Annotated in this window: 16 protein-coding genes; 12 read left to right on the top strand and 4 right to left on the bottom strand. The window is 71.5% G+C overall.

Annotated elements, in window-relative coordinates; all coding sequences use genetic code 11:
• Positions 1-179 precede the first annotated feature (179 nt).
• Positions 180-1,220: an OmpA family protein gene (locus ACFYXM_RS11010; RefSeq protein ID WP_389288676.1), complete on the top strand. Its 1,041-nt coding sequence runs from the start codon at positions 180-182 to the stop codon at positions 1,218-1,220.
• A gap of 33 nt (positions 1,221-1,253) precedes the next feature.
• Here the strand turns inward: ACFYXM_RS11010 and ACFYXM_RS11005 are convergent, their stop codons facing one another.
• A complete protein-coding gene (locus tag ACFYXM_RS11005) occupies positions 1,254-1,385 on the bottom strand; it encodes a hypothetical protein (RefSeq protein ID WP_389288675.1) in 132 nt (43 codons plus the stop codon).
• A gap of 310 nt (positions 1,386-1,695) precedes the next feature.
• Between ACFYXM_RS11005 and ACFYXM_RS11000 the strand changes: the two genes are divergently transcribed.
• The 5 genes from ACFYXM_RS11000 to ACFYXM_RS10980 all read left to right on the top strand — a co-directional run bounded on the left by ACFYXM_RS11000 (position 1,696) and on the right by ACFYXM_RS10980 (position 4,905).
• Entirely contained in the window at positions 1,696-2,058 is a 363-nt protein-coding gene (locus ACFYXM_RS11000) for a hypothetical protein (RefSeq protein WP_389288674.1), read from the top strand.
• A 90-nt stretch (positions 2,059-2,148) separates the two neighbouring features.
• A complete protein-coding gene (locus tag ACFYXM_RS10995; protein ID WP_389288673.1) occupies positions 2,149-2,637 on the top strand; it encodes a hypothetical protein in 489 nt (162 codons plus the stop codon).
• A 107-nt stretch (positions 2,638-2,744) separates the two neighbouring features.
• Positions 2,745-2,978: a hypothetical protein gene (locus ACFYXM_RS10990; protein ID WP_389288672.1), complete on the top strand. Its 234-nt coding sequence runs from the start codon at positions 2,745-2,747 to the stop codon at positions 2,976-2,978.
• A 184-nt stretch (positions 2,979-3,162) separates the two neighbouring features.
• The gene (locus ACFYXM_RS10985) at positions 3,163-3,927 is read left to right on the top strand and encodes a hypothetical protein (protein ID WP_389288671.1); all 765 of its coding nucleotides are present in this window, start codon (positions 3,163-3,165) and stop codon (positions 3,925-3,927) included.
• 144 nt (positions 3,928-4,071) lie between these two features.
• On the top strand, positions 4,072-4,905 hold the full coding sequence (locus ACFYXM_RS10980) for a hypothetical protein (RefSeq protein WP_389288670.1): 834 nt from the start codon (positions 4,072-4,074) through the stop codon (positions 4,903-4,905).
• A gap of 79 nt (positions 4,906-4,984) precedes the next feature.
• On the opposite strand, the gene ACFYXM_RS10975 is transcribed toward ACFYXM_RS10980, so the two are convergent.
• A complete protein-coding gene (locus ACFYXM_RS10975; protein ID WP_389288669.1) occupies positions 4,985-5,965 on the bottom strand; it encodes a transcriptional regulator in 981 nt (326 codons plus the stop codon).
• Between the two features lie 97 nt (positions 5,966-6,062).
• Here ACFYXM_RS10975 and ACFYXM_RS10970 point away from each other — a divergent pair, with 97 nt between their 5' ends.
• The 4 genes from ACFYXM_RS10970 to ACFYXM_RS10955 all read left to right on the top strand — a co-directional run bounded on the left by ACFYXM_RS10970 (position 6,063) and on the right by ACFYXM_RS10955 (position 9,603).
• Positions 6,063-7,742 carry an albusnodin/ikarugamycin family macrolactam cyclase gene (locus ACFYXM_RS10970; RefSeq protein ID WP_389288668.1) on the top strand — a complete coding sequence of 560 codons (1,680 nt, stop codon included), beginning with the start codon at positions 6,063-6,065 and terminating at the stop codon, positions 7,740-7,742.
• Positions 7,735-8,469 (top strand): lasso peptide biosynthesis B2 protein, encoded by a 735-nt coding sequence (locus ACFYXM_RS10965; RefSeq protein WP_389288667.1) that lies wholly within the window; start codon positions 7,735-7,737, stop codon positions 8,467-8,469. The genes ACFYXM_RS10970 and ACFYXM_RS10965 overlap by 8 nt, the downstream gene beginning before the upstream one ends.
• A complete protein-coding gene (locus ACFYXM_RS10960) occupies positions 8,453-9,037 on the top strand; it encodes a GNAT family N-acetyltransferase (RefSeq protein WP_389288894.1) in 585 nt (194 codons plus the stop codon). The genes ACFYXM_RS10965 and ACFYXM_RS10960 overlap by 17 nt, the downstream gene beginning before the upstream one ends.
• A gap of 137 nt (positions 9,038-9,174) precedes the next feature.
• The gene (locus ACFYXM_RS10955) at positions 9,175-9,603 is read left to right on the top strand and encodes a hypothetical protein (RefSeq protein WP_389288666.1); all 429 of its coding nucleotides are present in this window, start codon (positions 9,175-9,177) and stop codon (positions 9,601-9,603) included.
• On the opposite strand, the gene ACFYXM_RS10950 is transcribed toward ACFYXM_RS10955, so the two are convergent.
• Positions 9,561-10,040, bottom strand: a complete 480-nt coding sequence (locus ACFYXM_RS10950; protein WP_389288665.1) for a hypothetical protein — start codon at positions 10,038-10,040, stop codon at positions 9,561-9,563. The two genes, ACFYXM_RS10955 and ACFYXM_RS10950, sit on opposite strands and share 43 nt — an antisense overlap.
• 37 nt (positions 10,041-10,077) lie before the next feature.
• Positions 10,078-10,500, bottom strand: coding sequence for a hypothetical protein (locus ACFYXM_RS10945; protein WP_389288664.1), 423 nt, complete (start codon positions 10,498-10,500; stop codon positions 10,078-10,080).
• A 519-nt stretch (positions 10,501-11,019) separates the two neighbouring features.
• On the opposite strand from ACFYXM_RS10945, the gene ACFYXM_RS10940 reads away from it, so the two are divergent.
• Positions 11,020-12,159, top strand: coding sequence for a VVA0879 family protein (locus ACFYXM_RS10940; protein ID WP_389288663.1), 1,140 nt, complete (start codon positions 11,020-11,022; stop codon positions 12,157-12,159).
• A gap of 58 nt (positions 12,160-12,217) precedes the next feature.
• Positions 12,218-13,099, top strand: coding sequence for a hypothetical protein (locus ACFYXM_RS10935; RefSeq protein WP_389288662.1), 882 nt, complete (start codon positions 12,218-12,220; stop codon positions 13,097-13,099).
• Positions 13,100-13,117 lie beyond the last annotated feature (18 nt).

Below are 13,117 nucleotides of genomic sequence, written 5' to 3'. Positions count from 1 at the left end.
GTTATGGGTTTCTTCGCTGGTCGTGGGGATGGGGGAGGCGGTTCGGTGAGGCACGACCGCACCGTACGCAGCCGACCGGACACCGGCGGACCGCGCCACCGGGGGCCGCCCGCCACCCCCGCTTCCGCGACCCGGCGCGCCAGACCCCTGCCTGAACACACTTCTCCTGGAGGAACCCGATGCGACAGCTCCATCACGCCGCCGCGGTCTCCGCAGCGGCAGCCGCCGTCCTGCTCATGACCGCCTGCAGCCCCCAGTCCGCCCACGACACCGCAAAGAGCAGCACCGCGCCCGCGGCCACACTGGACGCGCAGGCATCCAGCGCCGCCCCGGCCCCCACCGCGACACCACAGAAGTCCGAGATGCCGCCGGCCACCGCGATCGCCAAGACCCGCGGCGACGACGGCATCGTCGGCGAGATCTACCGGGTCGAGCGGCGAGACGGGATGGTCACGGTCTGGGCCGGCGCCCGCAACGACGGCGACAAGGACTTCTACGCGAGCGCCTGGACCGACGAAGGCACCGGCTACACCCTCGCCGGCTCCTCCATCGTCGACCGCAAGGGCGGCAAGCGGTACCTCGCGCTGAAGGACTCCCAGGGCAACTGCCTGTGCACCGAGATCAAGCGCATCATCGAGCCCGGCGAGACCCGCCCTCTCCCTCCCGGCAGGGCAGTGACCATGCCGACCACGACCACGCTCGCCGTCCTGGCGACCGCGCTCCTGTCCACCGCGAGCGCCTCTCCCACCGCCCCCGGCCCCGGAGACGTGAGTCTGCGGGACCTGACCAGCAGGGTGTACCCGATCGTCTCCCGCGTCGAAGACCTCGCGGGCACCCGTCGCACCACCCAGAGCGAAGCGGAGACCAAGTACACCCTCCAGGCCTCGCTCCTCTTCGCCAAGGACAGCTCGGAGGTATCCCCCGCAGCCCGCTCGGCCCTGGACGAGGTGGCACGCAAGATCGCTGCGAGCCGCCCGTCCCAGCCGGTCAAGATCACCGGCTTCACCGACGACCTCGGCAGCGCCGAGCACGGCCTGGAACTCTCCCGCGACCGAGCGAACGCCGTGAAGGCCCTCCTCCAGAAACGCCCCGAACTCACCGGCCTCACGATCAACACCGAGGGACTGGGCGAGGCCCAGCCGATCGCGGACAACGCCTCCGAGAGCGGCAGGAAGCGCAACCGGCGCGTGGAGATCGTGGTGCCCACACCAGCCACCTGACCGACCGCCGTAGCCCGCCTGAGCCGGCCGGGCTCAGGCGGTCACCCAGACCACCATCACCGCGACGAGCTGCGCATCCTCGGCCTGCCCGAGCAGCCGGCCCCGCCCTCCTGACGCCGCCAGCGGCCAGGCCGTGGGCCCGGCGTACGGTCGGAACATGGACACCGGTGCCCCGAGCCCGGCCGAAGAACGCCTTAACGCCACGTACACCGCGCCGCTGCGACGCGTCTCCGCGTGCGCGCAAGCCGTCGAGAACAGGCACTGGGGTTACCTGGAGGCCAAGGCCGGTGAACTCGCGGGAGCCGCGGCTGACCTGGGAAGGCGTCGCCGCGCTGGCCGGAGGACGCCTGCCGAGCGGTCGCACCGCAAACGGTCCTCGCCAACGACGTCGACCGCGCGGGCACCGACCGGGCCGTACGGGCAATTCACCGATCCGGCTGAACCCTCCGGTCACTCGCCTCTACGCTCCAAGGTCATGACCACCACCGTCATTGCACCGCCCACCATCGAACAGGTCTGTGCGCTCGCCGCGTTCGCTACCGCCCGCGTTCGGGAGACCACCGACGCCCTCAAGCGGCGCATCCCGGAACTCGCAGAAGGGGCCGAGAAGTCCGCCGACGCCGCACTGATACTGCGTGTGCCTGAGGCCCTGACCCTCGCCATCGGCTACTACGAGAAGACGCTCCTGCAGCAGCTCGAATGGCCCGACGGGAACCCCGGCATCCTGCGGCAGGCGTGGGACGACATGCTCGGCCTGTGCGCCGGCTGGCGCGATCACCCCGAGCTCCCCGACGACCTTCGCGAACCGCTGGCCACCGCGAAACCGCTGGAGCCGTAACCACTGATCCGGTGACACCTACGTGAGGGCGGGGAGCGTGACGGCCCCTGGACCTCCAGCGTTTCCGCCTCCGCTCGAAGGGAGCACCCTGTGATACCCCAGCTCCTAGCCCGTGTCCGTGAAGCGCTCCGCCCACATCTCAACCAGCCCGCCCCTCCCCGCATAGCCGGCCGACGCCCGGCCTCGTCGGCCGGGGAGAACTGGTGGTACTTCCCGCCGATCACCGACGGCGGTTACCAGCGGATCGAGGTCCGCACCGACGACAACTACGACTTCGCCCGCCTCACCTGGGTCACCTGCGCTCGCTGCCGCATCGCGCTCGTCGCCAAGATCCGGGTCACCGACGAGTGGGAGGGGCAGGGCTACGCAGCTCGCATGCTGCTACGCGCGATGCGCGGCTTCGAGACGTACACATGGGTCACCACCACACAGTCAGCGGCCGGACAGCGGTTCTTCCGATCCATGCGCAAGTCCACCGGCGCTGCCTTCACACCACAGGCCCCACGGTGCGAACACATGCGGGCCGTACGCGGCGCTGGCCTCGGCAAGCCCCGCATCGAGAATGCGCCACCGCTATAACCGACCCCTGTCCGGTTCCCAGACGAGACTTCCCCCGTCTAGTCACACAGACCGCCCCGGCGCACTCCCCGTGCCGGGGCGCCCTTCTGTCATCAGCCGGGAGAGGCATGCCCACCCAGACCCAGGAACAACATGGCCGTCTGACCGTCGTGAGCGTCACAGGCAACGCAGAAGACAGCCCAGCCGAACTGTTTCGGACCGCGAGCGAGTGGCTCACAGCACACCCCAGGGCCTGCCTGCTCTACGTGAGCTTCGTGCCGTTCTACCTCTGCCCCGACGACTGCGAACCGCGCAAGGATCAAACGGGCCTCCGCTTGGACCTGACCCTCGACCTGAGCTGAGCCGCTGAAGGGCCGGGCGCGTCGTCCGGCCCTTCAGACAGGGGTACTGCTGACCCTTTTCGTGACAGAACGGCTGACGTTCTCGTGGCAGCCGACATCCGGTCGCCCGGGCGCCGCCCCCTTACGACGCGGCCTGTCCGCGACCGCGCCTACCGTCGGCGACCGACGCGCCGAGAGGAACCCGATGACCGAGACCGACCTGCCCACGCCCGCACGCACCACCCCGGTGCGCGACGACCACGCCTGGCCCTTCTCCCTCAGCACCGGCGGCCGCTCCTACGTACGCCTGCGCGTCTGGCCCACCCGCGACCACCCCGGCCCCCTCGTCATCGCCACCGACCTGATGCTCGGTGCCGGACTCATCAACAACGCCGAGAGCCTGTGCCGCGCAGCCCACGCCGAATTCGGCCCGCACACGACCGTCGTACGCCACTTCCCCGCCTGGTCCATGCTCGCCATCAACGGAGAGGACGTCTTCGACCAGCTCACCCTCGACGACCGCGACCGCGCCCGGGCCCGCCGGTGCACCGAACAGGTCCTGGACCTTCTCGGCCCCGACGTCCTCGGCTACCCCGGCGACACCCCGCCCGCCCACGCCGGCGCAGGCGCGGCCGCCGTCCCGCCGCAGAGCGCCCACATCGCCCGCGCCCTCGCCGCCCTGCTGCGCCTGGACGAGACCCGGGTGATCGAACGCCGCCCCGACGGCTACCCCACCCGCACCGGCCCCGTCGCCGAGAAGGACCTCGCACCGCTCAGCCACCTCAAGCTCGGCACCGAGGCCCTCCGGCGCCTCGCCGGCTTCCTCGCCGAGGCGGACACCAACCCCCACCAGAGCGCCGCCGGCGCCAAGCGGGAACGCCGGCTCGGCAAGATCATCCACACTCTGCAGGAGCAGACGTGGCAGCTCGGCCTCCTCGCCGACGAACTGGCAGCCGAAGAACGGACCTGAACCACCACCCGGGCGCCCCCGGCCGGGCCCGGCCGCCCCGGTGAAGCCTCTCCCGCAAGCACGGACGGACAGCTCCACCGGGGCGGCCGGCACAGATCCGGCGTCCGCTCACACAGGGACGCCGCGGTACGCAAGACTCCCACCGTGCCCCCCTCACCCAAGAAGCCGACGAACCGCATGGAGCCGCTGGGCCAGGTCGCCCGGGAACTGTGGATCCTCAGCGGCAACGAATGCGCCTTCGACCCCTGCACCGAGCGGCTCATCTGCGAAGACGGCGCGTTCATCGGCGAAGTGGCCCACATCCACGGCGTCGAGCCGAGCAGCCCCCGGCACGATCCCGCACTGGACCGGCAGGCCCTCCGGGCCGCCAGCAACCTGATGCTCCTGTGCCCCAAGCACCACACCCGGATCGACCACGTGAACAGCCGCAGCAAGTACCCCGCCCCCATGCTGCGCCGGATGAAAAAGAAGCACGAGGACCGGTTCCGCGCGGCGGCGGCGTACATCGAGGCCCAGTTCACCGATCACACAAAGGCCGCGACCGTCCACTACGCCACCACCCTCAACGCACTCCACGCCGCCATCGGGGTCGACAACCTCACGCCCGACGAGAAGCACGACGACGTCGCGATGGTCAACACCATCGCGGACAAGCTCGCCGAGCTGACCTTGCCGGCCCGCAGCCTCCTCTCCTTCCTCGTCCAGGCCGACGCCGTACTCGGCATCGCCGAGGTGTCCCGGCGCACCCGCCGGTCACAGAGCGAGATCAGCAGCACGATGGAGGAACTGGACCGCCTCGGGTACGCCTACCTGGAACGCGAACCCGACGAGGACGAACCCCGCGGCGCTCTCAAGCTCTACGCCCACGACTCATTCGACGGATGGCCCTTCTGGGATGACCTGCGGACCTTCCTCGACGAACACCCGGAGCACATCGCGCGGGTCATCGTCGACCTCGAGTTCAACCTGCTGGACTGACAACGCAGCGGCCTGGAGGCAGTCAACCTCTCGGCCCGTCTTGAGTGGGGGCATCGGACGATGAGCTTGCCCTGCAGGGTCACGAGGTGACGGGTGCCCGAGTCACAGCCACCAGCTCCCGCACGCCGCTGGTGTGGGGGTGGCGGTGAGCGAGGTCGGTGACGATCGCGCGGATGCTGGGGCGGTCGCGGACCTCGGCGGGAGCGGTGCGGTGGGCGGCGAGGAGAGCGTGCGCGGTCTGCTCAGGTTTGTTCCAGCGCCACCAGGCGCGGGCCATGTCAGTGTGGAGCCGGCCGCGGCGTTCGGCGGTGGCGAACTGGCCGGGGCGGAGGTTCCGTCCTGCGTGGACGGCAGCGCCCGCGTCACCGAGGGACCACAGGACGCCGACCTTGTAGAGGGTCACGGAGGCCGGGGTGACCGAGAACGTCGGCGCACCCGGCTGGTCGGGGAGGAGGGCCACAGCCCGTTCGGCGTCGCGGATCATCTCCAGGGCACGGTCGCGGTCGCCGGCCTCAGCGGCGGCGTAGGCGACGGTGCAGAGCATCTGTGCGAAGGTGCGGGCCTGAGCGGGGGTGACGAGCCCGGTGGTCTCGACCTGGGCGGCGGCGTGAAGGGTCACGCGCTGCGCGGTCGCGGCGCGGCCAGCGGGGCGCAGGACGATGCTGAAGGCGCGGGCGGACGCGGCACCGACCAGCGGGGCGCCTGAGATGCGTGCGTAGGTGTTGGACCGGTCGGCGGTGATCCGGCTGGCGTCGTAGCGGCCGACCTTGGACAGGGTCTCAGTGGCCAGGTCGTAGCAGGCGGCGAGCCGGGCGTAGTCGGCGGCTTCGCCGTGGTCGGCGCAGGCCTCGGCGGTGGCCAGGAGGTCGGGAAGTGCCTCGATCAGGTCGGCGTGCGCGCCGCGGTTGAACTGGGCACGTGCCCGGCGGTACTGCACGGTTAGACGGTCCGCGCTCGGCGCGAAGGCGGGTGCGGGCAGCAGCGCGAGAGCCTCGTCGAGGTGATCGAGGGCGAGCGCGGGGACGGCCAGTCCGGCAGCGAGGAGGGACCGGCGTTTCATCGGGTCCTCCTCGGATGCGGCCGGGCGCTGGGCGCTGGCAACTGTAGTGGTCCGGGGAGGCGTTACGCCGAGAACCGCGGCAAGTACCCCCGCAGGGATGACGAGCGCGGCGGTGCTGGGCTGCTGCGGCGCCACCGACGCCGAGCTGCGCTCGCTGTCCCGCCGCCTGCTCCCCGAGGACGTCGCCTGGCGGTGGCCTGGCGCGTACGCGGTAGTCGAGCAGCGCGGGCCGCACACGGTGGTGCACACCGATCCGTCCGGAGCGCTGCCGCTGTACGCCACCCGCTACGAGGCCGGGTGGGCCTGGTCGAACTCGGCGCGCGCCCTGGCCGACCTCACCGGCGCCGGGGTGGACCCGGTACGGGTCGCGGTCGCGGTGTTCCTGCCGCATGTGCCCGCCGCGGTCGGGCCCCGGACGTTCTTCACCGGCGTGCAGCAGCTCCCGCCCGGCGCCCGGATCGAGCTTGCCGCGGGCCGGGATCTGCGGTGCGCGACGGTATGGCGCCCCGACCCCGTCCCGGGGCCAGCCCACGACCAACTCCGCTCCACCCTGGGGGAAGCCGTACGGCTGCGGGTGGCGCGCGATCCCAATCTGACGTGCGATCTGTCCGGCGGTCTGGACTCCTCCTCGCTCGCCCTGCTCGCCGCGACCGCCCGGCCCGACGGCGGGACCCTGCACACGGTCACCGTCCACCCGGCCGGCCAGACGGACGGCGCCGACCTCACGTACGCACGGCTGGCCGCCGCCCACCACCCGCGCCTCGTCCACCACCTTCTCCCCCTGAGCGCCGAGCACCTGCCCTACACCGACATCACCACGGTCCCGGCGACCGATGAGCCGGCCCCGTCGACCCTGACCCGGGCCCGGCTGGAGGGGCAGCTGCGCTGGATGCGCGACCGGCTCGGCAGCCGCACCCACCTGACCGGCGACGGCGGCGACAGCGTCCTGTTCGTGCCGGCCGCGCACCTGGCCGACCTGCTGCGCCACCGCCTCCACCGGCGGGCCGCCGCCGAGGCCGCGGGCTGGGCCCGGCTGAGCCACCGCCCCGTCCTGCCACTGCTGTGCGAGGCACGGACCCTGACCCGCACCAGCCGCGCCCAAGCCCTGGCCGACCAGGCCGCCGCGCTGGAGAGCGGATCCGCGCCGGCCGGGCAGGGGGACGTGCGCTGGTTCCCGGCGATGCCGCTGCCCCGGTGGGCCACGAGCACCGCCACCTGCATGCTGTCCGACGCCGTCCATGACGTCGCCGCGGCGGCCGATCCGCTGCCCGGCCTGGACCTTGCGGCACGGATTCTGGTGGACGAGGTCCGGGAGGTCGCGCGGACCGCAGCCGCCGACGCCCAGCTGGCCGCCGCGTCCGGGATGGAGCTACACAACCCGTTCCTCGACGGGTCCGTCGTCGACGCCGTACTGCGCACAGAGGTCCGGGCCCGGCCCCCGATGCACACCTACAAGCCGGTACTCGTCCGCGCCATGTCCGGTGTCCTGCCAGACGCCCTGGCCTCTCGGACGACCAAGGGCAGCTTCAACGCCGACCACTACACCGGGCTGCGCGCCAACCTGCCGGACCTCCAGCGTCTGGTTGACGGGCGCCTCGCCGCTCTCGGCCTCGCCGATCCCGCCCTGTTACGGGCGCACCTCGCCCAGGCTGCCGCCGGGATCCCGATGCCCCTCGCGCCCTTGGAGCAGGCCTTGGCCGCCGAAGCGTGGCTGCGCACCCTCGACCGCCCGGCCACCCCGTGGTCGCGCCCCCGCGAAGGAGACCGTCGTGGATGACCTGCCCTCGTTCGTCACCTGCCCACAGGCCGTCCGTGCGGTCGACTTCGGCCACATCCTGGTCCTCATCGACTACCGCACCGGCAACGTCCAAGCCCTCCAGCCCTCGGCCGCAGACCAGTGGAACGCTCTCTCCCGTACCGGGATCCTCGACCGCAACCGCATCGCCCCCGCCCTCGGCCGTCGGCTCCTCGCACTGGGGCTGCTCGCTCCCGCCAGCGGGCCGGGCGCGTGGACATCGGCACTGGCCGCCTCTTCGGCCCAGGCCAGTTGGGGCAGCACCGAGCATCCCGCAGGCGTCGTACGGCCGCCGCTCGGCCCGTTCGCCGAGACACTCTCGGCCGCGGCCGCGCTCACCGTCGCCTTCGCTGCCACCCGCCGGCAACCCACCGGCATGCGACGCACCCTCACCCTCCTGTCCGCCGCCGATGCCCGCACCGTCCGGGCCGCGACCCTCCGAGAGGCGACCTGCGCCGTGACCGCAGTGCGGCGCGCCGGCTGGTACTCCCCCGGACGCACCGCGTGCCTGGAGGAGTCCGTCGCCGCCGTCCTGCTGCTCGCCTCCCGGCGCCTCGGCGTGCGCTGGTGCCACGGAATCGCGTCCGACCCGATCCGGCTCCACGCCTGGGTGCAGACTATGAACGGCGACGACGTCGCCGAGCCGTTCTCGACCCGCGCCTACACCCCCGTGCTCACCATCGGAGACCGCCATCACCAGCACCGCTGACCCGATCATCTGGCTGCGCACCGAGACCTGCGGGCTCGGCCCGTACCGCGCCGACCTCGTCGAGACGTACTGGCGCTGGGAGCAGGACCCCGCCCTCCTGGTCGGTTACGGGCGCCAGGCGCCCGAGTCCCTGGAGGCCCGTACCGAGGGCATGGCCCACCAACTGCGCGGCGAAAACATCCGCTTCACCATCTACGACCTGGGCGACTCCGAGCCGACGCCGGTCGGCGTGGCGACCCTGCTGCCCGACCACGGTGTCCGCACAGCCGAGTTCGTGATCATGCTCGGTCCGGAGGCCCGTGGACGGGGCCTGGGCACTGCCGCGACCCGGCTCACCCTCGATTACGCGTTCCACGTCACGAACCTTCGGGTGGTCTGGCTGAAGGTTCTCGCGCCGAACGTGGGCGCGATCCGCGCGTATGAGAAGGCTGGCTTCCGGAAGGTCGGTGCTATCCGGCAGGCCGGGTACTGGCTCGGCCAGGTGTGCGACGAAATCGTGATGGACGCTCTGGCCACGGACTTCATTGGGCCGTCAGCCGTCGCTCCCTCGCACCCCGCGTCTGACTGATCCACTCGCGCATTTTGTCGTACGGGCAACCGGGTCAAGCGGACAACGTCCGCGCCCCGATATCGGGGCCTGGCTGAAGAGGCTCGGCATGCCCTAGCTCTCCCTTCGATGTCAGTGACGGCTGCGATCGTGGGCCCATGGTCACGGCAGAGGTTGCGAGGTCCGATTCGGTGTCCTGGCTGGCGGTCCAGCTCGCCAAGCCGGTGGGCGAAGTGCTGGCCGTGCGCGCCGCCGGTGTCCGTGCGTTGTTGCCTTCCCGACCGGACAGCGCCTCCGGCCGGTACATGTGGTGGCGCTGTCTCAGCATGGAGCAGGCCCGCCAGGCGATGATCCTCGGCCGGCTGGAGGCGCTCAGTCTGCACTTGCGGGGGATCCCCGCCCTGGGATACGCCGCCGACGACCTCCTTCCGCTGGAGGCCGTCGAGGAGGCCGAGGGATTCGTGGACGGACCCCTGGCTGAGGCGCTGGCGCACTATCGAGCGTGCAGGGAGCGGGCGCGCAGCACGCCCGCGCCGCTGGAGGATCAGGTGTCCTGCACGGTGAGCAGCACGGGTCGTCGTCCGTAGGAGGCGCTGAGGGCATCGATCACCTGACGGCCTGCCCCGGTCAGGTCCTCCTCAGTCGCGTGCCAGAAGCCCGAGAACGCCTCGTGCATCGGAGCCTCGGGATCCGCGTCGGGGTCCCGAAGGGCCCAGGTCGCCCCGGTGGTCCCGAGCAGCAGATGTCCGATCAGGCAGTCGGAGCGTGAGGAGACGTCGATGTCGTCGTCGTCCAGGTCGGGGAACGCCTGGTGCCATGCCGGGGCCGGGCCCACCGGTTCCTCGGTGAGCACGGCATGGACGTCCAGACCTGCGGCGCACACGATCATGGGCTCCTCGGTGCGCTCGGGCCATAGTGCGTACACGCTGGTGCCGCAGCCTCCGTAGCTGTCGAGGTGCGTTGGCCAGCGGATGAGTGTGCCGGTCATGGCGGTGGCGTCCATACGGCGCCAGAGGCTGCCCACGGTGCTCTCCGTTCGTAGATGGGTGGGATGGGCGGCCTTACATGGAGGCGGGGGGCGGCCCCGGGTAGACAGGGGCGGATGGACGTTCGGCGCCGTACCGGACCGTGCGGTCGGGCCGCTGGACCGCGCCGGGCTCGAACAGGGCGTACTCGCTGTAGCCGCAGATCATGTACGAGGTGTTCGTCCTGTCGGCGGACTGGGCTATCACCTCACCGTCGCGGCAGGTCAGGTGCCAGGCGAACGTCCAGGTGACCGCGTCGACCGGCTTTCCGTCGCGCATGACATCGAGCGGCTCCACCTCCACCGTCGCCACTTCTCCGACTTGGTACTCCTGGCCGAGCCACGGCCGGAATACGGTCTGGATGAGCAGTCCAGGCTTGAGCTGGCTGGCCGTTACGTACGGCAGCCCGGTGGCGTCACAGGCGGCGCAGGTTCCATCGGTGGGGTGGCGGTGCGTCATCGACTTCTCCGAGGGGGTGGGATCGCGGTTGTGGGGGTGTCGGCTGGATGCTTGCGCAGGCCGAGCAGATGGTCATCAGTCCGCGAACTCCAGCGCCGGCGGCCGGGGAGACGGCCGCGTCCCGAGGCCCCGAGGTGCCGGCCCTGACTGGTTGATGGGTGGGCAAGGGCGTGCCGGCGGCGGACAGCGGTGCATGACGTCTGCCGTCGGCACGCAGAAGACCGCCCGTCCTTTGGTCCGCACCGCCCCGAGGGCGCTGGCCGTCAACACCACGGCTCCTCTTTCGAGGGACCCGTGTCTACTTCCCGGCAGTCGCTCCTCGCGGTGCCGGTAGCGTCGGGTGGACGGCAGAGTGCCTGCCGGTCTCCCGCTGATGCGACACCCCACGCGGTCCCAGCGACGAGGCGAAGGAGCCTCGCGGTGTCCGCGGGGTGAGTCCCGGACCCGGCACGCACCATCTCTTGTGAGACCGACCGTGAACTTTGACGGCCGGGCGTGGGCGGCCTCGAAGGACGCAGCATGGCACGGAACCGGACAGTGCAACGCAGGGCCCGGCAGCTCCAGCGGCGGGCGGGTGGCGGGTTCAACGCCGCCCGCGACCAGGTGGTCGCGCTGCCACCGTTGCGGGCGCGTCTCACGCACGAGGAATGGCTGGCCGCCGGGCGGGCCCGGTTCGGCACCGACGACATCAGCCAGTGGTCTGCCCTGTGCCCTCGGTGCGGGCACGTCACGTCCGTGGCACGGTTCGCCGAGGTCTCCGGGAGCACGGAGCTGGCGCAGGCGTTCACCGAATGCCTCGGCCGGCACCTTCCCGGCACCGGATCCCACACGTTCCCGTGCGACTGGGCCGCTTGGGGCCACATCCCCCTGTACGGCTACACCGTCGTCGTCGACGGGAGGGAGTTCCGGGTGTTCGCCTTTCCGGCCCCGGACGAGGACGTGGCGAAGAACAAGGCGCGCCAGGAGGAACGGGCCGCGGCTTGGCAGGCTCGTGTCGACGCCCAGGTGGAGGCCGAGGCAGAGGCGGAGGAGGACCAGGAGGGGGACGAAGACCAGACCGATGTGTGCGAGTCATGCGACCGGCCGGTGGGCCGGCGTCACCGACAGGACTGCATCTGGCGGGTCGAGGAGCTGCTGGGTGAGTGGACGGACGTGGAGGAAGTGCACACCTGGGCGGACGGAGAGGCGCTCCTCGACGTCGCGACGGACCTCGAGCCGGCCATCGGCGCCTACATCGAACTCGTCGGACAGCTGTTGACTGGCCGCGGCATCCCTGTGACGGAGCAGGCCGCGGTCCGGGTGGAGGACGGGTTCGACCTGTCGGCCGACGGCGACGTGACACTGCGCGAGCGGAACCAGCTGGGTGGTCTGCAGTGGTTCTCCTGGGATGCTGAACACGGATGGTCCTTCACCTCCATGGATCCGGCCCAGCGGCCCAGCCCGGTCTTCTACTCCGGTGGCCCGATCACGCCGGTGGCCAGCGTGGCCGCCGAGCGGATCGCGGCGGTCGTCGAAGGCCGGGAGTCGTGGACAGGGCAGCGCATCCGTCAGCGCGCGGTGGTCGAGCCCAGCGCGTGGCACGGTGTGGCGCGCGAGCTGAAGGCTGCCGTCGACGGCCGTGCCCGAGTAGCAGGTCAGGGCGCCGAGCTGGTGAACTGACGGCCGCCGACGCGCGCCGCTACGGGTTCACCGTGCCGTGCACAGCACGGTGAACCCGATGACCGAGCCCGTGCCTGTTCCCATCCCGCTCATGCGCCCTTCCGCGGTGTCGTCCGTGCCTGCCGGGCCCGGTTGGTCCCATGCCATGAAGCTGGACGGGTGGCGGGCAGCCGTTCACCGCCGCGGCGACCAGGTCCTGGTCCACTCCCGGTCCGGCCGGGACATCACGAGGGAGCTGCCCGAACTGCGCACTGTGCTGATGGACTTGCCCGACTGTGTCCTTGACGGTGAGATCGTGGCGGCCTACGCGGACGGACGGATGGACTTCGGTGCCCTCGCACGCACGCCGGCGTGGCGGGCCTCCCACGGGGTCGGGGTCGTTTTCACCGCGTTCGACATCCTGGCCTTCTCCGATGCGCCTGGCCGGCCTGCGTTCGACGTTCGCTCCCGGCCGCTGCGGGAGCGGATGCCGCTGCTTGAACAAGTTCTCGCGGGGCGGGCCGTGCGATGGGTGCCGGGGCTCGACAGCGCGGCCGAGGCGGTACAGCAGGCGCGGGATCTGGCACACCTTGGAGTGGAGGGTGTGGTCTCCCGTCGGCTCGACTCGCCCTACAGCACGCGGGCCTCCCGGGCGTGGGTGAAGTGGCGCACCGACGGTGATCCAGTCGACGCGCAGGTGATCGCGGTGATCGGGCCGGTGCACCGTCCTTGGGCGTTGCGAGTGCTGGTCAACGGCAGGGAGGCGGAGACTTCACCGCGGTTGGACTCTGTGCGCGCTGCGGAAGTCGCCCGGCAGCTCACAGGCCACGTGGGCGCTCGCCGACAGCGCGACGACGGCTCCGAGGAGCACCTGGTCGTCGGGGTGGTTCTTGCCGAGGTGCGTCCGCCTGTCGGCAGGCACGGCAGCCTCCGCTTCGTGCGGCTCCGCGCGGACAGCTGAGGACTCCCGCAGACGCCA

Origin of the sequence: Streptomyces sp. NPDC002476, from assembly GCF_042889785.1 — a bacterium.
Lineage (GTDB): Bacteria > Actinomycetota > Actinomycetes > Streptomycetales > Streptomycetaceae > Streptomyces.
The sequence above is the reverse complement of the archived record's forward strand: the minus strand, read 5'-3'. Positions and strand labels throughout refer to the sequence as shown.

Bases quoted from the DNA above. Each gene is read 5' to 3' on its own strand.
- ACFYXM_RS11010 (WP_389288676.1), top strand. From the start codon at position 180: ATGCGACAGCTCCATCACGCCGCCGCGGTCTCCGCAGCGGCAGCCGCC.
- ACFYXM_RS11000 (WP_389288674.1), top strand. From the start codon at position 1,696: ATGACCACCACCGTCATTGCACCGCCCACCATCGAACAGGTCTGTGCG.
- ACFYXM_RS10985 (WP_389288671.1), top strand. From the start codon at position 3,163: ATGACCGAGACCGACCTGCCCACGCCCGCACGCACCACCCCGGTGCGC.
- ACFYXM_RS10970 (WP_389288668.1), top strand. From the start codon at position 6,063: ATGACGAGCGCGGCGGTGCTGGGCTGCTGCGGCGCCACCGACGCCGAG.
- ACFYXM_RS10940 (WP_389288663.1), top strand. From the start codon at position 11,020: ATGGCACGGAACCGGACAGTGCAACGCAGGGCCCGGCAGCTCCAGCGG.
- ACFYXM_RS10945 (WP_389288664.1), bottom strand. From the start codon at position 10,500: ATGACGCACCGCCACCCCACCGATGGAACCTGCGCCGCCTGTGACGCC.
- ACFYXM_RS10935 (WP_389288662.1), top strand. From the start codon at position 12,218: ATGACCGAGCCCGTGCCTGTTCCCATCCCGCTCATGCGCCCTTCCGCG.
- ACFYXM_RS10990 (WP_389288672.1), top strand. From the start codon at position 2,745: ATGCCCACCCAGACCCAGGAACAACATGGCCGTCTGACCGTCGTGAGC.
- ACFYXM_RS10975 (WP_389288669.1), bottom strand. From the start codon at position 5,965: ATGAAACGCCGGTCCCTCCTCGCTGCCGGACTGGCCGTCCCCGCGCTC.
- ACFYXM_RS10955 (WP_389288666.1), top strand. From the start codon at position 9,175: ATGGTCACGGCAGAGGTTGCGAGGTCCGATTCGGTGTCCTGGCTGGCG.